The following is a 22,253-nucleotide window of genomic DNA, read 5'->3' as shown; positions in this document are numbered from 1 at the left end:
TAAGAATTAAGCGTTACCTTTTGCTTTTTTAATTACAGCTTCTGAAATATTAGAAGGTGTTTCTGCATAGTGAGAAAACTCCATTGTTGAAGTTGCTCTACCAGAAGACAATGTTCTTAATGTTGTTACATATCCAAACATTTCTGATAAAGGCACATCAGCTTTAATAGTTTTAGCACCGTTTCTGTCACCCATGTCATTAACCTGACCTCTACGACGATTGATATCACCTACGATATCCCCCATGTTTTCTTCAGGAGTAATAACTTCCATTTTCATGATTGGCTCCAAAATAATCGCACCAGCAGCTTTAGCTACTTCTCTATAACCCATTCTTGCAGCTAATTCAAAAGAAAGAGCATCAGAATCGACAGGGTGGAAAGATCCGTCCGTCAAAGTTACTTTTAAACTATCCACTTGATAACCTGCCAATGGACCAGTTTTCATAGCTTCACGGAAACCTTTTTCTACAGAAGGGATATATTCTTTAGGAACGTTACCACCTTTTACTGCATTAATAAACTGTAATCCTACAGGAACTTTACCATCAACTTCGTCAGCTGGCTCAAGTGTAAATACGATATCACCGAATTTACCACGACCTCCTGATTGTTTTTTGTAAGTTTCTCTGTGTGTTGCAGTTCTTGTAAACGCTTCTTTATATTCTACTTGAGGCTCACCTTGGTTAACTTCAACTTTAAATTCACGTTTCATACGATCTACTAAGATATCTAAGTGAAGCTCACCCATACCTGAGATAATAGTTTGCCCTGAAGCCTCATCTGTTCTAACAGTAAATGTTGGATCTTCTTCAGCTAATTTAGCCAAAGCCATACCCATTTTATCAACGTCAGCTTTAGTTTTAGGTTCAATTGCAATACCAATTACCGGCGCAGGGAATTTCATAGACTCAAGAATGATTGGGTGTTTTTCATCACACAATGTATCTCCAGTTTTGATATCTTTAAATCCAACAGCAGCTCCAATATCTCCAGCCTCAATAAATTCGATTGGATTTTGTTTGTTAGCGTGCATTTGGTAAATACGAGAAATTCTTTCTTTATTTCCTGAACGAGTGTTCAAAACATAAGAACCAGCATCTAAACGACCAGAGTAAGCACGGAAGAAAGCTAAACGACCTACGAATGGGTCAGTAGCAATTTTAAATGCTAGAGCAGCGAACGGCTCTTTTACATCTGGCTTACGCAAGATTTTAGTTTGATCTTCTTCTAATAATTCAGCATCATCAGGGTGAATTCCTTCGATACCTTCCTTATCCATTGGAGAAGGTAAATATTTACAAACTGCATCTAACATGAACTGAACTCCTTTGTTTTTGAAAGAAGAACCAGCAATCATCGGGATGATAGCCATATCCATAGTAGCAGCTCTTAAAGCGTTGTTGATTTCTTCCTCCGTAATAGAGTTTTCATCTTCCATGAATTTCTCTAAAAGATTTTCATCGTAGTCAGCAACTGCTTCAATAAGAATAGATCTGTATTCTTTAACCTCTGCAATCATATCCTCAGGAATTGGCACAATATCAAAAGTCGCCCCTTGAGTAGCATCATGCCAAATGATAGCTTGGTTTTTTACTAAATCTACAACACCTTTGAAATCATTTTCTTCACCGATTGGCAAAGTGATCGCAACAGCATTTGATTTTAACATATCACGAACTTGTTGACAAACTGCCAAAAAGTTAGATCCTTGACGGTCCATTTTATTAACGAATCCCATACGTGGAACTCTATATTGATCAGCAAGTCTCCAGTTAGTTTCTGATTGTGGCTCAACACCATCAACAGCACTAAACAAGAAAACCAATCCATCAAGTACACGTAAAGAACGGTTTACCTCTACAGTAAAGTCAACGTGTCCAGGAGTATCAATAATATTAAAGTGATATGGCAAAGATTCAGGCAAAATTTTACCTTGCTCAGTTGGAAAATTCCACTCACAAGTTGTTGCAGCTGAAGTAATTGTAATACCTCTTTCTTGCTCTTGAGCCATCCAGTCCATTGTTGCAGCACCATCGTGTACTTCACCAATTTTGTGTGACTTTCCAGTATAAAAAAGGATACGCTCAGTTGTTGTTGTTTTACCAGCATCAATGTGAGCAGCAATTCCGATATTTCTTGTATATTTTAAATCTCTAGCCATTTCTTACGAATTAAAATCTAAAGTGAGAGAAAGCTTTGTTAGCCTCTGCCATCTTGTGAGTATCCATTCTTTTCTTAACCGCAGCACCTTCTTCTTTAGCAGCAGCTAAACATTCTGATGCTAAACGTTGTGCCATAGATTTTTCATTTCTTCTTCTAGAATAAAGTATTAACCACTTCATTGCCATAGAAATTTTTCTGTCTGGTCTAATTTGCATTGGAATTTGAAATGTAGCTCCACCAACTCTACGACTACGCACTTCTACGTGAGGCATAACGTTTGTTAAAGCATCTTTCCAAATTTCTAATGAAGATTTTTCTGAATCTTGCTTTTTAGACTCAATGATGTCAATTGCATCATAAAATACTTTGAAAGCTGTAGATTTCTTACCGTCCCACATTAAGTTGTTCACAAAACGTGTTACCAATTGGTCGTTAAACCTTGGATCTGGTAAAAGTGGTCTTTTCTTTGCCGCTCTTTTTCTCATGTCTTTTTTTTAATAAAAAGTTATAGGTTATCCGTTAAATGTTATGTGTCAAAAATTTAAAACTTTCATTTTCAATCTCCAACCCTCAACTCCTAACCTCCAACTCTTAACGTTTTAAATTACTTTTTTGCTTCTTTTGGGCGTTTAGCACCGTACTTAGATCTTCTTTGCGTTCTTCCTGCAACTCCTGACGTGTCAAGCGCTCCACGAACGATATGATATCTAACACCTGGTAAATCTTTTACCCTTCCACCTCGCACTAATACTATCGAGTGCTCTTGTAGATTGTGTCCTTCTCCAGGGATGTAAGCATTCACTTCATTACCATTTGTCAAACGTACACGCGCAACTTTACGCATTGCAGAGTTTGGTTTTTTTGGTGTAGTAGTGTAAACACGCGTACAAACCCCTCTTCTTTGAGGACAAGAATCTAAAGCAACCGATTTACTCTTCTTAGTGATCTGAGTTCTTCCTGTTCTTACTAATTGTTGAATTGTTGGCATAATTAATACTAAAAATTTATTATGTATATTAAATTCCCGCTTTTTACGGGGTTGCAAATGTATAAAATATTTTTCACTATACAAACGTTAATCCATTAATTTTCAATAACATTATTTAAGCTTATCTTTTTAGAAACAAACGACATATATTTTCAATACTTTTAACAAACCAAATAATTCCTTTTGAAACAACTCTTATACATATTCATTATTTGCATAAACTTTTCTGCTTATGCCCAGAATTTTTATTTAAAAATACACGGGTCTAACAATTCTGAAAACCAAATAATTGATTCCTTATATTACCAAACAAAACATCCTAACATAAAATCTCTTTTTGACGAAACAAAAAACATTTCTGAAAAACTAACTAAAAAAGGTTTTTTGGACAATAAAATTCTGGAAACAAAAAAAACAAATGACAGCACTTATACAGCAATAATCGATCTTAAAAAGAGAACAAAAAGTATACATATATATATAGGTAAAGAAAATCAATATTTTAAATCGTTCGAAACAAAAAAAGACACCATTATTTTACCTTATGAAGAAGTAGAAAATTACTTGAATCAAAAAATAATTGATGCTGAAAAACTTGGCTTTGCATTAAGCAAAATAAAACTCGGAAATATCCATAGAAAGAATGAGATTATTTATGCCGATTTAAATTTTAAGTCTGAAAAGAAAAGAGCCATTAATGCGATTATCATAAATCAGGCAAACAATAATAGTAAGAACTATTTCCCGAAAGGACATTTAAAACAACTAAACAAAAAATATCTCAACAAAACTTTTAATCAGGAAATCGTAAAAGAATTATATAATGATATAAATAGCTTTGATTTTATTACTCAAACAAAATATCCCCAAATATTATTTACAAATGATTCGACAAAAATTTACACTTATCTAGAAAAAAGAAAAGCAAACACATTTGATGGCTATATTGGATTTTCGAATAATGAAACCAAAAAAATAACACTTAACGGATATTTAGACATTACATTAATAAATACACTTCACGCAGGCGAACAATTTTCACTTTATTGGAAAAGCGACGGAAATCAACAAACAACTTTTAACACCAAAGTAGAAATTCCGTATATTTTTCAAACTTCACTAGGACTGAAAGCTCAATTAAATATATTCAAACAAGACAGTACTTTTCAAAATACCAAAACCGCAATTGATTTAGGATATTATTTAAACTACAATTCGAAAATTTATCTGGGATATCAGTCCACTGAATCAAGTGATATTCAAAACACAAACAGCGCAACGATAAGTGATTTCAAAAACTCTTATCTTACTTCTTCTTTTGATTACAAAAAAATGGATCACACTAACCTACTTTTTTTCAGGAAGGCATATGTAAATTTTTTAATTGGATATGGAAAAAGAGATACTAATAACGATCCGGAAACAGCAGAATCCAGCAAACAATTTTATGGCAATTTAAATATGTCTTACAATTTTGAACTCAACAAGAAAAACTTCATTTACATAAATTCACAAAATTACTACCTGCAAAGCAAAAATTACATTACAAACGAACTTTTTAGATTTGGAGGAATAAATTCAATAAGGGGTTTTTCAGAAAATAGCTTACAAGGAAATAATGCTAATTTGATAATGACCGAATATAGATATCTGACAACTCAAAATTTATACATCCATAGTATACTTGATTATGGAATTTATCAAGATCAGACTTCTTTAGTAAATAGTAAAAAAATTAACAATTTAATAACCATAGGTGTAGGATTTGGATTATTAACAAAAAACGGGCTATTAAAATTAATAATTGCTAATGGAAGCACAAATAAGGCAGAAATAAAATTTTATAACAGTATCGTTAATTTATGTTATAATGTTAAATTTTGACAGTTTGTAAAAATATGTTAACAAAATATTAGGAATTTTAGTAAGTAATTACGAATATTACATCACTAATTCCAAAATATTTGATAATATGAAACCAAAGTTAAACAGATTTCTCGTGCTATTATTAGCACTAATCGTGCAACTAACCTTTGCACAAGAAAGAACTGTTTCAGGTATTGTTACTGATGACGCAGGAATGCCTTTACCAGGCGTAAGTGTGTTAGTAAAAGGAACAAAAACTGGAACACAAACAGATTTTGATGGAAAATATTCCATCAAAGCAACATCAAGCCAAGTCTTAGTATTTAGCTACATTGGGATGAAATCGCAAGAATTTGCAGCAAGCTCATCACAAGTTAACGCTAAATTATCAGGAGACGCTCAACAACTAGAAGGAGTTGTTGTTACCGCATTAGGACTTTCAAGAGAGAAAAAATCTCTGGGATATGCCACCCAAGAAGTTAAAGGAGAAAATTTATCGGCAGTTAAAAGCGACAACTTTGTCAATGCTATATCAGGTAAGGTTTCTGGTGTACAAGTTAAAAGAACTACAAATTTTGGTGGTTCTACCAATATCGTTATTAGAGGAAATTCATCTTTAACCGGAAACAATCAAGCCCTATTTGTTATTGACGGAGTTCCTGTAAGCAATAACAATTCAAACTCAAGAGATCAAGAACAATCTGGAGCTGGTTACGACTACGGTAGTGCCGCATCAGACATCAACCCCGAAGACATCGAATCTATAAACGTACTTAAAGGATCTGCAGCAAGTGCACTTTACGGATCCAGAGCCGCTAATGGAGTTGTAGTAATTACTACAAAAAAAGGAAATAAAAAAGGAAAAGGATATTCTATTACAGTAAATTCAGGAGTAACTGTTGGTTCTGTAGATAAAAGTACTTTTATAAAATATCAAAATCAATACGGTGGAGGTTATGGTCCTTATTATGGTCCGGATGAAGACTCTTATTTAGATCATATTGATATCAATGGCGACGGAGTTTTAGACAATGTAACTCCATTAACAGAAGATGCTTCTTACGGACAAGCTTTTAATCCTAATTTATTAGTATATCAATGGGATGCTTTTTATCCGGAATCACCAAACTACATGAAAGCTACACCGTGGCAAAGTGCTAAAAATGGTCCGATAACATTTTTCGAAAAACCAGTTGCTGTTACAAATTCGATATCTATCGATAAAGGTTTAGAAAATGGTTATTTAAGATTAGGTTTTAACAACCTTGATCAAACTGGACTTTTACCTAATAGCTCATTAAAAAGAAACACTTTAACATTAAACGCTTCAACACTTATCAACGATAGGCTAACTGTAGCTGGATATGGAAATTTCACAAGAACTAGTACTATTGGAAGAAATAGCACAGGATACAATGACAACATTGCCGGTAACTTTAGACAATGGTGGCAAACTAACGTAGACTTGCAAGGTTTAAAACAAGCTTACGAGCTTACAGGAAGAAATGTATCATGGAACCCTAATTCTTATACAAATCCTACTCCAATATTCTGGGACAACCCTTATTTTCAACGTTACGAAAACTACGAATCAGATAGCAGAAACAGATTTATTGGTAATGCCTCCTTAAACTATAAAGTTACAAGCTGGCTAGATGCTTATGGAAGAGTTTCTGTTGATACTTATGACGAACTACAAGAAGAAAGAAGAGCAATTGGTAGTGTACCGGCTAATTTTGGTATTGGAGTTGGCGGAGGCGATGGTTCTCTTAACAGAAGCCCTGCATCATCTGGATACTCAAGAAAAAACATAGGTTTCAGCGAGTACAACTATGATTTCATGTTAAATTACAACACAAATATTACGCAGAAATTAAACCTTAAAGGAGTTGTTGGTACAAACATCAGAAGAAGTTATTACAGTTCTATATTTGCCGCAACAAACGGTGGACTTGCAATACCTAAACTTTATGCTTTACAAAATACAGTAAGCCCACTTTTAGCTCCGATAGAAAGAGATGAATCTATTGGGGTTGATGGTATTTACGGAAGCGCTTCTTTTGGATATGATGACTTTCTATATCTGGAAGGAACAATAAGAAGAGACCATTCTTCAACTTTACCAGAAGCAAACAGTTCTTACTACTACCCTTCCGTTTCATCAAGTTTTGTATTTTCTAAATTTGTAAAAGCCGACTGGTTATCATTTGGAAAAGTCAGACTTAATTATGCCGAAGTTGGAAATAGTCCTGGTTTTGATAGAATATTAGATACTTATGCAGTAAACACAGCATTTGGAGCAGCATCAGCATCCGTAAAAGACACTAAAAACAATCCTGATTTAAAACCAGAACGCACAAAAAGTTACGAGGCTGGTTTAGAGCTTTCTTTTTTCAAAAAGAGATTGGGACTTGACTTCTCTTATTACAAATCAAATTCAATTGACCAAATCATCCCATTAAGATTAACTTCTTCTACAGGATATTTGAATGAATTAATTAATGCCGGTGAAATCGAAAACAAAGGGATTGAAATTTCCTTAAATGGCACTCCTATAAAAACAGACAGTTTTTCATGGGACATCAACCTGAACTTTGCCAGAAACAGAAACAAAGTTGTAGATCTTTTAGATGGTATTGACAACTTACAATTAGGATCTTTTCAAGGTGGTGTAACTATAAATGCAGCAGTTGGGCAACCATATGGTGTAATTTATGGTACTCAATATACTTACTTAAACGGACAAAGAGTTGTTGATCCTGCAAATGGTCAATATATTAAAACTTCAACTTCAGACAATGCAATTGGAAATGCAAATCCGGATTACACAGGAGGCTTAAACAACAAATTCACTTATAAAAACTTCTCTCTTGAGTTCTTGATTGACATGCAAAAAGGAGGACAAATATTCTCATTAGACCGTTATTATGGGCTTGCAACAGGTTTACCTGATGACACGGCTTTCTTAAATGACCTTGGAAACCCCGTGAGAAATCCAATTACTTCAGGTGCTGACAGCGGAGGATTTATCAATCCGGGAGTTAACCCAAATGGAGCTGTTAATACAACCAGAATTAACGCGAGCCAGTTTGGAGCACAAGGATATAGAAGAGGATTACCGGACGAAGCATTTGTATATGACGCGAGTTACATCAAATTAAGACAAACTTCAATTTCTTATTCTTTATCAGAAAAAACATTGAGAAATACTTTTATAAACGGAATGACTTTAAGTGTTGTAGGAACAAATCTTTGGATTATACATAAAAACTTACCAGATGCAGATCCAGAATCAGGTTTAGGAGCAGGAAATCTACAAGGATACTCAACAGGATCTTTGCCTTCAACAAGAGATATTAGCTTCAACGTTAAAATCCAATTTTAAATCAAGAAATCATGAAAAAAATATTTATAATTCTACTCACCGCAGCAACATTCTCGTCCTGCTCTGATGATATAGAAAAGTTAAACGTAAACGTTAAGGATCCCTCAAACGTACCTGGCGAAGCGTTATTTACAAGTGCTCAAAAAAGTTTAGTAGATCAAATGACGAATACAAATGTAAACAACAATGTAATCCGATTAATTGATCAATATTTTACAGAAACTGTATATACTGATGAAAGTAATTACGACTTAGTTACCCGAACAATTCCAGAGCAGCATTGGCAGTTTTTATATAAAGATGTCCTAAAAGATCTAGACCAAAGCGCCAAAAACATCACCGCTACTCCACTTGGCTTAACAGAGAATCCTTTAGACAAACAAAACAAACTTGCTATCATAGAGGTTTTAAACGTTTATACTTATGCAATTTTAGTAGAGACTTTTGGTAATGTACCTTATTCTCAAGCATTAAATCTAAATTACAAAACTCCTAAATACGATGATGGTTTAACTATTTATAAAGATCTTATATCCAGGTTAAACAATGCTATCGGAAAACTTAATACCGGAGGTAAAAGTTTTGGAGGTAATGATAGAATTTATGGTGGAGATGTAGCAAAATGGATCAAATTTGCAAATACCTTAAAATTAAGATTGGGTATTACGATTTCTGATATTCCTGCCGAAAGTGCATTAGCGCAAGCAACTGTTTCTAGTGCTGCACCATTTGTATTTACATCAAATCTTGATAATGCTGATTTAAAATATTTAACAGCAACGCCAAATACAAATCCACTATATGTAGATCTTGTTGCCAGCGGTCGTTCAGATTTTGTACCTGCTAATACATTAGTAGATGCGATGAATGCTTTACAAGATCCAAGACGTGCAAAATATTTCGACGATAATGTGGATGATCCTACTACTCCTGAAATTGAATATATTGGCGGAGAAAACGGAGCAAGTAATTCATTTGCTAATAAAACTCATATTACACCAACAATTCAGGCTCCTGACTATCCAGGAACAATCTTAGATTATGCCGAGACTGAATTTTTATTAGCAGAAGCTGCTGAAAGATCTTTATTTGGAACTCCTGCAGATGCCGAAGCACATTATAATGCTGCAATTACAGCTTCTATATTAGATTGGGGAGGAACTGCGGCAGAAGCTACAACTTATTTGGCTAATCCAGCTGTAGCATACACAACTGCAACCGGAACCTGGAAACAAAAAATTGGAACTCAAAGCTGGATTGCTTATTATAACAATTCATTTGAAGGCTGGTCATCTTACAGAAGATTGGATTTCCCAGTTTTAGTCCCGCCTGCTGATGCTGTTTCAGATGTGCCTTTACGTTATACATATCCTATCATTGAACAATCATTAAACAAAGCTAGTTACACAGAAGCTAGTTCAGCGATTGGTGGAGATGCTGTAGAAACGAAATTATTCTGGGATAAATTTTAAATTTCAATACATAACTTCTAATAAACAAAACAGTTGCAAAATTATATTGCAACTGTTTTTTTATTTTAAAACATTCTTAATTTTAACTTTACATTGCATTTTTTTAAAATTCAAAATACAACTCTATTATAATAGTAAAACAGGCAAATAAATCATAAAATTACGTTACAAAAAAGGCTGTTTTTAACACTGCTTTTTCTACTTGATATATTACCTTTTCTTCAAACCTAAACGCTGTTTCACTCTATTGTCTTTTATAGAATAAATAGTCCATTGCATAATCATAACCATTTTAACAAATTACAAGACTTCGTTGAGAACATTTTTTTAGGATAAAAGTTATAAAAAAAACAATTAAATAGCGGTCATCAATAAATTTAACATTTATAGCTGTGTCAAAATTTTTAATTATTATCAAATTTAACACTAAAAATTACGGATTTGTAATTTTACACCCATTTTTATCGATAAAAGAGCAAATTACTACCCCAAAATCATAATTTAACTAAAAAAAAAGCTTTTTATATTAGGTAGATTAACAAATTATTAAGATTTTTGTCGAACTAATTCAAAATATTTAAAAATGAAACTAAAGTTCAATGGATTCTTAGTACTATTGTTAGTACTAGTTGCGCAACTTACTTTTGCGCAAGAAAGAGCTGTTACTGGAACAGTTTCTGACAATGCAGGAATGCCTTTACCAGGTGTTAGTGTATTAGTTAAAGGAACTAAGACGGGAACGCAAACAGACTTTGATGGTAAATTTTCTATCAAGGCATCTTCAAGCCAAGTTTTGGTATTTAGCTACATTGGGATGAAATCTCAAGAAGTAGTAGCAGCTTCTTCAGTTGTTAATGTAAAATTAGCTGACGCTGGTGCACAAGAACTAGAAGGTGTTGTTGTAACTGCTTTCGGTATTAAAAGAGAAAAAAAATCTCTTGGTTATGCAACAACAACTTTAAAAGCTGACCAACTTACTGCTGTAGTAAACACAAACCCATTTGAAACACTTTCTGGAAAAATTGCAGGGGTAGACATTACTTCTCCTTCTCAACCTGGAGCTTCTACTAAAGTAGTTATCCGTGGTTTGAACACTATTACCGGAAACAATGGTCCTCTTTATGTAGTTGATGGAACACCTATCAACAACAGTGCAACAGGAACTACTACTACTACAAGATCTTACGATGCTGGAAATGGTATTAGTGATATTGACCCAAATAATATTGAGAGCATGACGGTTCTTAAAGGAGCTGCTGCATCTGCTTTATACGGTTCAAGAGCTGGTGGTGGCGTAATCATCATTACAACTAAAAAAGGAAAAGCAAACTCAGGAATTAAAGTTGACTTATTAGCTTCAACAGAATTCAGTGAAGTTGCAAGAGTTCCTCACTTACAAAACCAATTTGGTGAAGGATGGAATGCTGCTGGATATTCAGGAACTAATACATACAGTAATGAAAATGGTTCTTGGGGACCTGCTTTCAATGGAGAAGTTAGACCTTGGGGAACAATTTCAAACGGAACTCAACAAATTAAACCTTATGTAGGTTTAAAAGACAACGTTAGAGATTTCTATAACACTGGTGTTTTATCAACTCAATCTGCAACTCTTAGTGGTGGTGGAGATACTTCAGATTTCTCTTTGGTTTTCTCAAACGTAAACAGTGACGGAGTTGTACCTACTGATGTTGATTTATACAAAAAACAATCTTTAGGATTCAATGGTGGTTTGAAATCAAATAGATTTACATTAAGAACTTCTTTGAACTATGTATACAAAGATCAAAGTGCTGTTAATGCAGGACAAGGTGATGATGCTGGTCAAGGTTCAACTTTACAACAAGACTTATTACAAATCCCTAGAGATGTAAGTGTTGTAGATTTAAGAGATTACAAAAACAATATCTTCAATACACCTGATTATTATTTCACTCCTTACGCTTCTAATCCATATTTCTCAATTAACGAGAACAGTACAAAAATTATTGGAAACAATATTTTTGGAAACGTGAATTTGAGCTACAAGTTAACAGACAAAATAACTGCTACATGGCAAATTGGTGGTAACTTAAGAGAAGAAAGATTCAAAAGTTACGGTGCAATCGTAGATTATTTACCAGGAACTCCTCAGGCAGTTGCCGGAGCGAACAAAGTTGTGGGTGGAGTTACAGAAGGAAGATCAGAATTCAGCGAGTTCGATACATTCTTCAACGTAAACTACAATACAAACTTAAGTGAAGACTGGACATTCAATCTTTTAGGTGGTGTTACTTACAACAAAAGAGAGGCTGATCAATTATTCAACTCAATCACAAACTTAGGAATACCTGGTTATTACGAGCTTTCTAACTCTTCTGTTAGACCAGTTATTTCACAAGCTAACTCTGTTAGAAAAACAGGAGCTGTTTACGGATCTGCTGAGTTTGCTTTCAAAAACAAATATTTTGCAACCTTAACAGCTAGAGAAGATGTTACCTCTACTTTGCCAATTGGTAACAATGCATATTTCTACCCATCTGCATCACTTGGTGCAATTGTAATTGATAGTGGAGACACTTTCCTTAAATTAAGAGCTGCTGCTTCTAAAATTGCAAATGATACACAGCCTTACCAAACAGAAAATTCTTATGTACCTGGATCAGCTGCTGCAAACTTTGGTATAATTGCATCTCCTATCGGAGGAATAAGCTACTACGAAGCTGCTTCTACACTTGGAAATGCAGGTTTGAAACCAGAAACTACTGTTGAATATGAAGTAGGTGCTGAGGGATCATTCTTCAAAAACAGACTTAGTTATGATATTGCTTTATATCAAAAAACAACTTCTGACCTGATCGTTTCTTTACCATTAGACCCATCAACAGGTTTTACAAGTAAATCTATTAATGCTGCTACTATTCAAAATAGAGGTATTGAGGTATCTATTACTGGTAGCCCAATTAAAAACAAAGATTTCTCTTGGAACATTACTTATACATTCACTAAAAACGAGAATGAAGTTACTAAGTTAGCTGATGGTTTTGACAGAATTGACTTAGCTAGTGCTTATGGAGTAACATTCTCTGCAACTAAAGGACAGCCAATTGGTACATTTTACTCTCAAACACCTAAAGTAAACGCTGCAGGACAATATGTAGTAAATGCTAGTACTGGTATGTATGAAGTAAGTGATGATATTCAACGTATTGGAAACTCACAACGTGATTTCGTAATGGGATTACAAAATACTTTCAAATACAAAAACTTTAACTTAGGATTCTCATTAGACTGGAAACAAGGTGGAGAATTTTATTCTTACACAAAAAGACTTTCTGCTTTCGTAGGAAATGGTATTGAAACTACTTACAACGACAGAAATCCATTTATCGTTCCTAACTCTGTTAATGAGCACGTAGATCCTGTAACAAAAGCAGTAACTTATACAGAAAATACAACTCCAATTGCTTGGGATAAAGTAACTTCTTTCTACAATACTTCAAACAATCCTGGTATCGAGTCTACTCACGTTATCGATAAAACTTTTGTAAGATTAAGAGAGGTTAATTTTAACTATGATTTCCCTTCTGCCGTTAGTAAAAACATGGGATTAAACAAAATCACGCTTGGTGTTTACGCAAGAAACCTTTTCATGTGGACTCCTGGAGAAAACCCATTTACAGATCCTGAAACTGGAACTTACGGAACTGGTGTATCTTCTGATTTTGGAGAATTTGGAGCTAACCCTTCACAAAGATCAGTAGGTGGAGTTTTAAAATTATCATTCTAAAAATAAATATAGAAAAATGAAAAAAATAACAACAATAATAGCAGCACTTTTCTTGTTAGTGTCATGTGATGAAACATTTGACATTAATAGAGATCCGGATTCATTGTCTCCGGGGCAAGCAAACAGCACCATTCTTCCTGCTGGTATAGCAGGACTTGCAGGAGCTCAAGGATCATACTACGCACTTATTGGTGGGTTTTGGTCTCAATTCTGGACACAAAACAATACTTCAAATCAATACAAAGATATTGATGCATACAGTATTGGAACAAATGATTACCAAGTTGGATGGACAGCTATGTACGATGCTTTAAATGACATTAGAGTTGTAAAAGCACAAGCATTGGCTGAACAAAACTGGAATTATTATTTAATCGCAACTACTCTTGAAGTAGAAGCTTCTCAAATAATGACAGATTTATACGATGCTATTCCTTATGCTGAGGCAAATAATGTAAACATCTTACAGCCGAAATTCAACACTGGAAAAGAAACTTATGACTTAATGATTGCTGATTTAAAATTAGCTTTATCAAAAGACTTAAGTACTTCTGTAGGTGCTGCTCCTAAAGCTGATGATTTCATTTTTGCTGGAAACATGGCAAACTGGACTAAATTTGGTAACACTTTGTTATTAAAATTACACATGAGATTAACTGAAGTAGATCCTGCTCTTGCTCAATCAGGAATTAAAGCATTAATCGATTCAGGTGCTCAATTTTTAGATGTTGATGCTGCAATGACTCAATTTGAAGATGCTGCAGACAGAAGTAACCCATTGTACGAAACTGACAGAAGACAGTTGAATACTACTTTGAACTTAAGAGCTAGTAAAACTTTATACTCTTACTTACAAACAAATGCTGACCCACGTTTAGGTAAATATTATGGAGCTGGAAATCCAAATACACAAGGTGATTTCGAAAACACTGCAACTAATCTTTCATTAGTTACTTTAAGCCCTACAACTCCTGTATTTTTCATGAGTAAAGAAGAAAGTTACTTTTTACAAGCAGAAGCGCTTACAAGATATTATGGCGGAGCTGGAGCTAAAGCTAAATATGATGCAGGTGTAACAGCTAATATCACAAGATATGCTGGATCTGCAACTGCTCTTTTAGCTGCTGGTGGAAAATACGAATTCCCTGCAACTGGAACTGCTGCTCAAATTGAAGCTATTATTACTCAAAAATGGATTGCAAGTTTCCCTGGAAATGGTTACGAATCTTTCTTAGAGCAAAACAGAACTGGATTCCCTAGAGTGTCTGCTGTTGCTCAAACAAGCGATGCATATGTTCCTGGACAATTGTCTATATCTGTAGAGAATGTAACAGGCGATAAATTCCCAAAAAGAATTATTTTACCAAATACAGTAAAATCAAGAAACCCTAATGCACCGGCTTTAAAAGCAATCACGGATGTTGTATGGTGGGATGTTAACTAATTAAATCTAAAAGATGAAAAAAATATTTATACAACTGATGACAGTAGTAATTAGCGGATTGCTTCTTACCTCTTGTGATACTGACTCAACAGATGGGGTGTCTAAAGTTACAATTTACCCTACAATTGAAGTGAATGGCGCTAGTACAGTATTTGTACCAGTGGGTGGAACTTATAATGATCCAGGAGTTGTCGCAGAAGAAGGTGGAACTGTTATACCAACTGTTTCAACTTTTAACGGAAACTTCAGAGGAGCTAAAACTCTTGATCTTAATCAAGCTGACGAGTATACTCAAACCTACACTGCAACAAACAGAGATGGTTTTAAAGCAACTGCAACCAGAAAAGTAATTGTTTACAAAACTGGTGATCTAGTAAACAGTATCGAAGGTGTTTATCTTTCTACAACAAGAAGAAACGGTTCATTATTAGCTGCATCTCAAGGAAGTTCAGTAGACCAGAAATATATCTATATCTGGAAAAATACTGACGGAACTTACGGAGTATCTGATGCTTTTGGTGGATGGTATAGTATAGGAAGAAATATCGGTATTACTTCTGCTACTCAAGGCGGAACAATTGCTGGTAACATTCCAACTAACACTTTCACTTTCCCAGGAAACCCATTAGGGAATGCATATTTTGGAGGAACTGCTAACATAACTGGATTATCTGTTAATGCTGCTACCAAAACAGTTGTTCTTTCAACTAACTGGTTAACTGTTCCACCAGTTACTAGTTATAATTTTGTTTCAACATTAACTCAATTACAACTTTAAAATTATTAAGATGAAAAAATTAAAATTAAATATAACACGTATTCTTGTAGCAGTACTTGTACTTACTTCATTTGCATCTTGTGATGAAGTTGGAGATACTGAACCAGGAGGAACGTCTGTTGAAGCATTTGCAGGTGACTGGTTCATAACTGTATCTGATGCAACTGGAACTGCAATCTCAGAACATGATTTGTTTTCTACTTACAATACTGCTGCAAATGACGGTACATTGTGGTTAGATGATCACGAAAGTGTTGCAGAATTTAAAGTTAAAGTTACTACTAACAAAGATGGTTCATTTACAGCAACTTCTGCTGCTAATGCATACAATGCAAGAACTGTAAGCATTACAGCTGGTAAAGTTGAAAAAGATGCTGCAACTTCTAAAGGAGGTCACAAAGTTGACAAAATCTCTTTTAAAGCTGAGTTCAGTGATGAGCCTGGAGTAATCTACTCTTACGAAGGAAGCAGAAGAACTGGTTTCTACGAAGATGAATACTAGAACTTAGATTCTAAATATATTACAACTAAACCATCCCATTCATTTGGGATGGTTTTTTTTATAAACATTATACCTATATTTGCCGTATGGAAAAAGAACATCAAATATTTGGAATTAGAGCCGTTATAGAAGCAATTCAAGCAGGAAAAGAAGTAGATAAAGTATTCGTCCAAAAAGAAATTTCTGGAGAATTGATGAAGGATTTAATGAAAGTGATGAAACGCGCTAACATCAATTTCTCCTATGTTCCTGTCGAAAAACTAAACCGACTTACACCAAATAATCATCAGGGAGTTGTTGCTACAATTTCTCCTATTGGTTTTATTGATTTAGAACATTTAGTTGAATCAACAATTGAATCTGGTTCGAAACCTTTATTTTTAATATTAGATCAGATTTCTGATGCAAGAAATTTTGGCGCTATTATCAGAACTGCAGAATGCACGGGTGTAAATGGAATTATCGTTCAAAAAGCAGGTTCGGCGCCAGTAAACGGAGATACTGTTAAAACATCAGCCGGAGCAGTATTCAATGTTCCGATTTGTAAAGTGGAACATATTAAAGATGCCATTTTTTATCTTCAGGGATCCGGAATTAAAACGGTTGCTGCAACTGAAAAAACAGATCAGAACATTTATGATTTAGAACTGAACGAACCAGTTGCCATTATAATGGGATCAGAAGACAGAGGAATAAACCCGTCTGTACTTAAAATTGTAGATGAAAAAGCAAAACTACCTATGTTTGGAACTATAGGATCACTAAATGTTTCTGTAGCTTGTGGAGCATTTCTATACGAAGCTGTCCGCCAAAGAAGTTAAAAAGTATTGAGAATAAAGACGTCAATTAAATATAATCATGAATGTCTTCAAAATTTACTCATAACATATCACTTAAAAAAATCAGTATTATACTTGTAATATTAATTACAAGTATAAACTATGGACAAACCACTGCCTACAATCAATTTTGGAATGAAATTCAATTCAACCGAACCATAAATGAAAAATGGTCAACTGAACTAGACCTCGGAGCCGCTTACAGCAGCACTGAATCTTCACCAAACATTTTTGAACAAAACATTCAAAGATCTGCCAGACTATGGGGACATTACTATTTTTCGCCACGCTGGAAATTCTCCTCTTTTATAGCCTATAATTACAATAAAGATGTACCCGAAATAGGGCAATTTAAATCGCCTGAAGTACGATTCGCACTCCAGGGCATTTACTATTTTCATAAAACTGGTTATACTTTAAGTACCAGAATGAGAATGGAACTCAGACATATGCGAAGCGAAGATGGAACTTATGAAAATGTTTTACGATATCGTCAACAAATAAAATACATACAGCCAATCAACAGTAAAGTTCTTCGTGAAGGGGTTGTTTACGCAATAGCATCAGACGAATTATTTTTTAAATCGGGCACAAAAGTAACAGGATTAAGTTTTTTTGATCGAAACAGGCTCAACATCGGAGCAGGTTATTTATTTACAGACGACATACAGGTAGAATTAACATATGCCAACGAATATCTCCCGAGAGATAAAGAAAATCAAATTGTTAATGCAGCATCTTTAACCGTTAGTTTCAATAATCTTTTCAAAAATCTCAGCAAAAAATTATCACATAAAAATGAAGAATTAAACGAAGATTAATACTTTTACTCTTCTTTCTTTAAAAAGCAATTTAATTGTTTCATAATAGCATCTTTGTGCAGTTTAAAATTATAATCGCGGATAAAATCTGTTCCTTCCATTTTAATTTCTGCTACAGTTGCCTCAAATTTAGAAAACGACTCAATATCCTTATCATCGATTAAATACAGAACCTGCATAATAGAGTCATTGTGTCTGTATTGTGTGTCGTAGTGCGCTAATTTATACACCTTATTATCTGTAAGATGTATTACTAAATCATCTTTGATTTTTTTACCTTCTTTTTTTGATGGAAATGGTGTTGGCTGTAAAGAAACAAAGTAATGTTCTTTATCTGTTACAATATTGATCTTTAATGATTTTGATTTTGTTGTATAAAAAACTGCAGGATCAAAATAATACACCATTGTACCATCAGCCAGAATTCTATTTTTTATATCGCATTGCGCAATCATTTTTGAACTGATTAATACTAAGAAAACCAAAACTGTAAAGCTTATTTTTTTCATAACTATGTCAGATAAAATGAGAATGTTTCTAACAAAAATAATCAATATAAAGCAAAACAAATATTTATCTTAAATTTTATCTTCTGATTCTGTTTTAGTTATGGTATAATTAATCGATACATCCGAATTATAATAGGAGGAGAAAAACTCTTCCTCCTCTTCGGGAATTTCAGTATTAACGAAGTTTCCGCTCTCGTCAAAATGTTTCATGAAAGCATCTTCCTCAGGATTAAAATCGGGCTTTTGCCAATCATAAACAATTGGTCTTGCATATTCTGGTGTTTTATAGAATAATGTTAGCGCAAATCCGGTAATAAAACCTGCCAAATGCCCTTCCCATGATATAGTTACATCAACGTCCGGGAAAACGTACCAAATCATTCCTCCGTAAAGCAAAGTTACCGCAAACGAAAGCGCAACTAATCGATAATACCGCGTCTGGATTCCTTTAAAAAAAATAAAACTCACTAAAACATATATTAAACCACTTGCTCCAATATGATAATTTGAACGACCAATAATCCAGGTTATGAGTCCTGAAAATAAAATTCCATACCCAATTACGGCAAAAGATTGTTTTGGATAAAAAAATTGCAATGCTGCAAGCAAAACCAAAAGCGGAATAGAGTTATTATATAAATGACTTAAATTTTCATGAATAAAAGGACTAAATAAAACACCTTGCAAACCAGAAAAGTCACGAGGATAAATTCCGTTATCATAAAAATCAAAATCAAATCGAATTTGAACCCAATAGACTATCCACAAAAAAAGGACAAAAAGTACCGGAAGACCAATTACAGCAGTTGTAAATTTAAAATGATTATCGTTCATGATTTTTGAATCTATTGAATAAGTAACCAGCAAAAAACTATCCAAATACAATTTACTGATAATTTGTCAGCTAAACCTCCTTATGCTTTGTTATGATTTATAACGCTTTGATACTATAAAATTAAAATTGAAAATAGTAATTTTACAAAATGGAAGCACCATTAGCCGAGCGCATTCGCCCACAGAAACTAGAAGACTATATTAGTCAAAGCCATTTGGTTGGACCAAACGGCTCGTTAACGCAGCAAATTTCGAAAGGAATAATTCCGTCATTGATTTTTTGGGGACCTCCGGGAACCGGAAAAACAACGCTGGCACAAATTATAGCTCAGGAATCAAAGCGTCCGTTTTATATATTGAGCGCCATAAATTCAGGTGTAAAAGATATTCGCGATGTAATCGAAAAAGCCAAACAAAGCGGCGGATTATTTACGGCTAAAAATCCTATTTTATTTATTGATGAGATTCACCGATTCAGCAAATCGCAGCAGGATTCGCTTTTGGCAGCGGTTGAAAAAGGCTGGATTACATTAATTGGTGCAACGACAGAGAATCCCAGCTTTGAAGTTATTCCCGCTTTACTGTCACGTTGTCAAGTTTATATTTTAAATGCTTTCACTAAATCTGATCTGGAAGCTTTATTACATCGTGCCATGAAAACAGATCCTTTGATGGCTTCAAAAAATATAATCCTAAAGGAAACAGAAGCTTTGCTAAGACTTTCTGGCGGAGATGGACGAAAACTCCTGAATATTTTTGAACTTGTTGTGAACGCTTCTGCAGAAGAAGAAATAATTATTACCAACGATCGCGTTTTTGAATTGGTACAGCAAAATACTGTTTTGTATGACAAAAGTGGTGAACAGCATTATGATATCGTTTCGGCATTTATAAAATCAATTCGGGGAAGTGATCCTAACGGAGCCGTTTATTGGCTTGCCAGGATGATCGAAGGAGGCGAAGATGTAAAGTTTATTGCACGAAGAATGCTAATTCTGTCAAGCGAAGATATTGGAAATGCAAACCCAACTGCATTTATTATGGCAAATAATACGTTTCAGGCCGTAACAACAATAGGTTATCCTGAAAGCAGAATTATATTAAGCCAATGCGCAATTTATTTAGCGACTTCTCCAAAAAGTAATGCGTCGTATTTGGCAATTGGAAATGCGCAGCAATTGGTAAAACAAACTAGCGATTTACCAGTTCCTATTCATTTAAGAAACGCGCCAACCAAACTTATGAAAGAATTGGGTTATGGCGATGATTATAAATATTCGCACGATTATGCCAATAATTTTGCCGAGCAGGAATTTTTACCTGATGCTATAAAAGAAACGGTTCTTTACAATCCGGGAAGCAATTCTCGAGAGAACAGCAACCGCGAATTTTTAAAGAACCGTTGGAAAGATAAATATGGTTATTAACACCACATTTTATATTTAGAATTTAACTACAATTTTCTCTGAAACCAGTTTGTCATTTTGATACGATTCAAAATACCAATTTCCATCTTCTTTTAAAATTAAAGAACCTTGTACATTATCTTTTATGGCAATAAATACATTAGTCTGAGAAGTTTTAAGCAGCTTCATAACCACTTTTGGCGTTTTATCAATTAATTGATAACCAGACTCTGTTGGCTGTGCATATAATAAATTAGGATCTTTAAGATCTGGTGACGGAGCAACAGCAACTAATGTAGCCGCAGTAACTACGGGAGTTGCAACGGCAACCGAAGTAGCTTTTGTTGTTGAAACAACTGCTTTACCATCGTATTTATAATGCAATTCATTTATTGATTTAAAAGCATTATCAAGGCTTTCTCTATACGCTACCTCATAATCTTTTTCTTTGCTTCTACCTACTTCTGATGTGTAAATGATTTTTCCGTAGCAATCTTTAAGCTCAACAAAAAGTTTTGTAACTAAAAATCCGTTGTCTTTTTTTACATCTATATACAACAATTCGCAACGTTCACCGTAACCGGCAGGAAGTGCTTCGTTAGTATAAAAAGCCTGAAAACCTGCTTTAAGCAAATTTGATTTCGTCATTGTAGACAATCTATATTGATTTTCGGTTTTAATAAAATCATATTTTAACGGTACGATCACCGCTTTGTAGTCATTTACAGATTGCGAAAATCCGATAACGGAACATATAAGTGCAACCAACAAAAATTTAATTTTCATAATTATAAATATTTTTTAAGTTCTAATAAATGGTTTATTTGCTTGATATTTTGAGGTGCCTCAATTTTTTTCTCATTAAAAAAAATAGCATCAAGACCGGCATTTAATGCACCATTAACGTCTGCGTCAAGACAATCACCAATCATAATACTGTTTTCTTTAGAAGCCCGGGCCAAATTGACAGCGTAGTCAAAGATAATACTATTCGGCTTTTTAACACCTGCAAGTTCTGAATTTGTTATGGTGCTAAAGTAACCCGCAAGCGCAGCATTATTTATTTTTTTGTCCTGAACATTTGCAAAACCATTGGTAATAATGTGTAATTTATATTTTGGCTTTAAATATTCAAGGACTTCAATTGCACCTTCAAAAAGATGATTATTATCGGTTAAGAATTCGATATAATCATTTGCAATTTCATTGATATCTTCATCAGAAATTTCATGATTCAAAGCATCAAAAGAAAACTTTAATCTATTGTAGCGTAATTCTACATGCGTTATTTCGTCGTTCTGATATTGTTTCCAGCAAGCCTGATTTATAGGAGCATATTTGGCAATAAAATCCTCGATTTTAACTTCGGGAAACCTGCTTTTAAAAATACGATCAAAAGCCATTTCTGAGTTTTTATCAAAATCCCAAAGTGTATGATCTAAATCGAAAAAAATGTCTGTAATAGTGGTATTCAT

General features: G+C 34.1%; 17 protein-coding genes. 10 read left to right on the top strand and 7 right to left on the bottom strand.

What is annotated here, in order from left to right:
- Positions 1-6: 6 nt before the first annotated feature.
- The 3 genes from fusA to rpsL form a co-directional block, all read right to left on the bottom strand.
- Entirely contained in the window at positions 7-2,163 is a 2,157-nt protein-coding gene (fusA, locus tag ACZ0AH_RS03470; RefSeq protein ID WP_074659368.1) for an elongation factor G, read from the bottom strand.
- Positions 2,164-2,173: 10 nt separating this feature from the next.
- A complete protein-coding gene (gene rpsG / locus ACZ0AH_RS03465; RefSeq protein ID WP_007803600.1) occupies positions 2,174-2,650 on the bottom strand; it encodes a 30S ribosomal protein S7 in 477 nt (158 codons plus the stop codon).
- A 119-nt stretch (positions 2,651-2,769) separates the two neighbouring features.
- Positions 2,770-3,153, bottom strand: coding sequence for a 30S ribosomal protein S12 (rpsL, locus tag ACZ0AH_RS03460; RefSeq protein ID WP_007136570.1), 384 nt, complete (start codon positions 3,151-3,153; stop codon positions 2,770-2,772).
- Positions 3,154-3,537: 384 nt separating this feature from the next.
- Between rpsL and ACZ0AH_RS03455 the strand changes: the two genes are divergently transcribed.
- The 9 genes from ACZ0AH_RS03455 to ACZ0AH_RS03415 all read left to right on the top strand — a co-directional run bounded on the left by ACZ0AH_RS03455 (position 3,538) and on the right by ACZ0AH_RS03415 (position 18,029).
- Positions 3,538-5,037 (top strand): BamA/TamA family outer membrane protein, encoded by a 1,500-nt coding sequence (locus ACZ0AH_RS03455; protein ID WP_463474487.1) that lies wholly within the window; start codon positions 3,538-3,540, stop codon positions 5,035-5,037.
- Between the two features lie 88 nt (positions 5,038-5,125).
- Positions 5,126-8,404, top strand: a complete 3,279-nt coding sequence (locus tag ACZ0AH_RS03450; protein WP_463474486.1) for a SusC/RagA family TonB-linked outer membrane protein — start codon at positions 5,126-5,128, stop codon at positions 8,402-8,404.
- Positions 8,405-8,415: 11 nt separating this feature from the next.
- A complete protein-coding gene (locus tag ACZ0AH_RS03445) occupies positions 8,416-9,876 on the top strand; it encodes a SusD/RagB family nutrient-binding outer membrane lipoprotein (RefSeq protein WP_463474485.1) in 1,461 nt (486 codons plus the stop codon).
- 583 nt (positions 9,877-10,459) lie between these two features.
- Positions 10,460-13,645 (top strand): SusC/RagA family TonB-linked outer membrane protein, encoded by a 3,186-nt coding sequence (locus tag ACZ0AH_RS03440; protein ID WP_463474484.1) that lies wholly within the window; start codon positions 10,460-10,462, stop codon positions 13,643-13,645.
- A gap of 16 nt (positions 13,646-13,661) precedes the next feature.
- Positions 13,662-15,089 carry a SusD/RagB family nutrient-binding outer membrane lipoprotein gene (locus tag ACZ0AH_RS03435; protein ID WP_463474483.1) on the top strand — a complete coding sequence of 476 codons (1,428 nt, stop codon included), beginning with the start codon at positions 13,662-13,664 and terminating at the stop codon, positions 15,087-15,089.
- 13 nt (positions 15,090-15,102) lie between these two features.
- Positions 15,103-15,867: an immunoglobulin-like domain-containing protein gene (locus tag ACZ0AH_RS03430; protein WP_463474482.1), complete on the top strand. Its 765-nt coding sequence runs from the start codon at positions 15,103-15,105 to the stop codon at positions 15,865-15,867.
- Positions 15,868-15,877: 10 nt separating this feature from the next.
- Complete coding sequence (locus ACZ0AH_RS03425) at positions 15,878-16,369, top strand: lipid-binding protein (RefSeq protein ID WP_463474481.1); 492 nt, start codon at positions 15,878-15,880, stop codon at positions 16,367-16,369.
- 86 nt (positions 16,370-16,455) lie between these two features.
- Positions 16,456-17,190: a 23S rRNA (guanosine(2251)-2'-O)-methyltransferase RlmB gene (gene rlmB, locus ACZ0AH_RS03420; protein WP_463474480.1), complete on the top strand. Its 735-nt coding sequence runs from the start codon at positions 16,456-16,458 to the stop codon at positions 17,188-17,190.
- Between the two features lie 41 nt (positions 17,191-17,231).
- Positions 17,232-18,029, top strand: coding sequence for a DUF2490 domain-containing protein (locus ACZ0AH_RS03415; RefSeq protein ID WP_463474479.1), 798 nt, complete (start codon positions 17,232-17,234; stop codon positions 18,027-18,029).
- A gap of 5 nt (positions 18,030-18,034) precedes the next feature.
- Here the strand turns inward: ACZ0AH_RS03415 and ACZ0AH_RS03410 are convergent, their stop codons facing one another.
- Entirely contained in the window at positions 18,035-18,538 is a 504-nt protein-coding gene (locus ACZ0AH_RS03410) for a hypothetical protein (RefSeq protein ID WP_463474478.1), read from the bottom strand.
- Positions 18,539-18,607: 69 nt separating this feature from the next.
- Positions 18,608-19,372: a rhomboid family intramembrane serine protease gene (locus tag ACZ0AH_RS03405; protein ID WP_463474477.1), complete on the bottom strand. Its 765-nt coding sequence runs from the start codon at positions 19,370-19,372 to the stop codon at positions 18,608-18,610.
- Positions 19,373-19,521: 149 nt separating this feature from the next.
- Here ACZ0AH_RS03405 and ACZ0AH_RS03400 point away from each other — a divergent pair, with 149 nt between their 5' ends.
- Positions 19,522-20,799 (top strand): replication-associated recombination protein A, encoded by a 1,278-nt coding sequence (locus ACZ0AH_RS03400; protein ID WP_463474476.1) that lies wholly within the window; start codon positions 19,522-19,524, stop codon positions 20,797-20,799.
- A gap of 15 nt (positions 20,800-20,814) precedes the next feature.
- Here the strand turns inward: ACZ0AH_RS03400 and ACZ0AH_RS03395 are convergent, their stop codons facing one another.
- Together ACZ0AH_RS03395 and ACZ0AH_RS03390 are read right to left on the bottom strand one after the other, a co-directional pair.
- Positions 20,815-21,564, bottom strand: coding sequence for a hypothetical protein (locus ACZ0AH_RS03395; RefSeq protein WP_463474475.1), 750 nt, complete (start codon positions 21,562-21,564; stop codon positions 20,815-20,817).
- A 2-nt stretch (positions 21,565-21,566) separates the two neighbouring features.
- Positions 21,567-22,253 carry a YjjG family noncanonical pyrimidine nucleotidase gene (locus tag ACZ0AH_RS03390; RefSeq protein ID WP_463474474.1) on the bottom strand — a complete coding sequence of 229 codons (687 nt, stop codon included), beginning with the start codon at positions 22,251-22,253 and terminating at the stop codon, positions 21,567-21,569.

Source organism: Flavobacterium sp. AC105 (genome assembly GCF_979258495.1).
Note: the sequence above shows the minus strand (reverse complement) of the source record. Positions and strands in the feature narration are given on the sequence as shown.

Coding starts and splice junctions, on each gene's coding strand:
- ACZ0AH_RS03435 (WP_463474483.1), top strand. CDS start 13,662: ATGAAAAAAATAACAACAATAATAGCAGCACTTTTCTTGTTAGTGTCA.
- ACZ0AH_RS03440 (WP_463474484.1), top strand. CDS start 10,460: ATGAAACTAAAGTTCAATGGATTCTTAGTACTATTGTTAGTACTAGTT.
- ACZ0AH_RS03430 (WP_463474482.1), top strand. CDS start 15,103: ATGAAAAAAATATTTATACAACTGATGACAGTAGTAATTAGCGGATTG.
- ACZ0AH_RS03405 (WP_463474477.1), bottom strand. CDS start 19,372: ATGAACGATAATCATTTTAAATTTACAACTGCTGTAATTGGTCTTCCG.
- ACZ0AH_RS03445 (WP_463474485.1), top strand. CDS start 8,416: ATGAAAAAAATATTTATAATTCTACTCACCGCAGCAACATTCTCGTCC.
- fusA (WP_074659368.1), bottom strand. CDS start 2,163: ATGGCTAGAGATTTAAAATATACAAGAAATATCGGAATTGCTGCTCAC.
- ACZ0AH_RS03415 (WP_463474479.1), top strand. CDS start 17,232: ATGTCTTCAAAATTTACTCATAACATATCACTTAAAAAAATCAGTATT.
- rpsL (WP_007136570.1), bottom strand. CDS start 3,153: ATGCCAACAATTCAACAATTAGTAAGAACAGGAAGAACTCAGATCACT.
- rlmB (WP_463474480.1), top strand. CDS start 16,456: ATGGAAAAAGAACATCAAATATTTGGAATTAGAGCCGTTATAGAAGCA.
- ACZ0AH_RS03400 (WP_463474476.1), top strand. CDS start 19,522: ATGGAAGCACCATTAGCCGAGCGCATTCGCCCACAGAAACTAGAAGAC.
- ACZ0AH_RS03425 (WP_463474481.1), top strand. CDS start 15,878: ATGAAAAAATTAAAATTAAATATAACACGTATTCTTGTAGCAGTACTT.
- ACZ0AH_RS03410 (WP_463474478.1), bottom strand. CDS start 18,538: ATGAAAAAAATAAGCTTTACAGTTTTGGTTTTCTTAGTATTAATCAGT.
- ACZ0AH_RS03450 (WP_463474486.1), top strand. CDS start 5,126: ATGAAACCAAAGTTAAACAGATTTCTCGTGCTATTATTAGCACTAATC.
- ACZ0AH_RS03390 (WP_463474474.1), bottom strand. CDS start 22,253: ATGAATACCACTATTACAGACATTTTTTTCGATTTAGATCATACACTT.
- rpsG (WP_007803600.1), bottom strand. CDS start 2,650: ATGAGAAAAAGAGCGGCAAAGAAAAGACCACTTTTACCAGATCCAAGG.
- ACZ0AH_RS03395 (WP_463474475.1), bottom strand. CDS start 21,564: ATGAAAATTAAATTTTTGTTGGTTGCACTTATATGTTCCGTTATCGGA.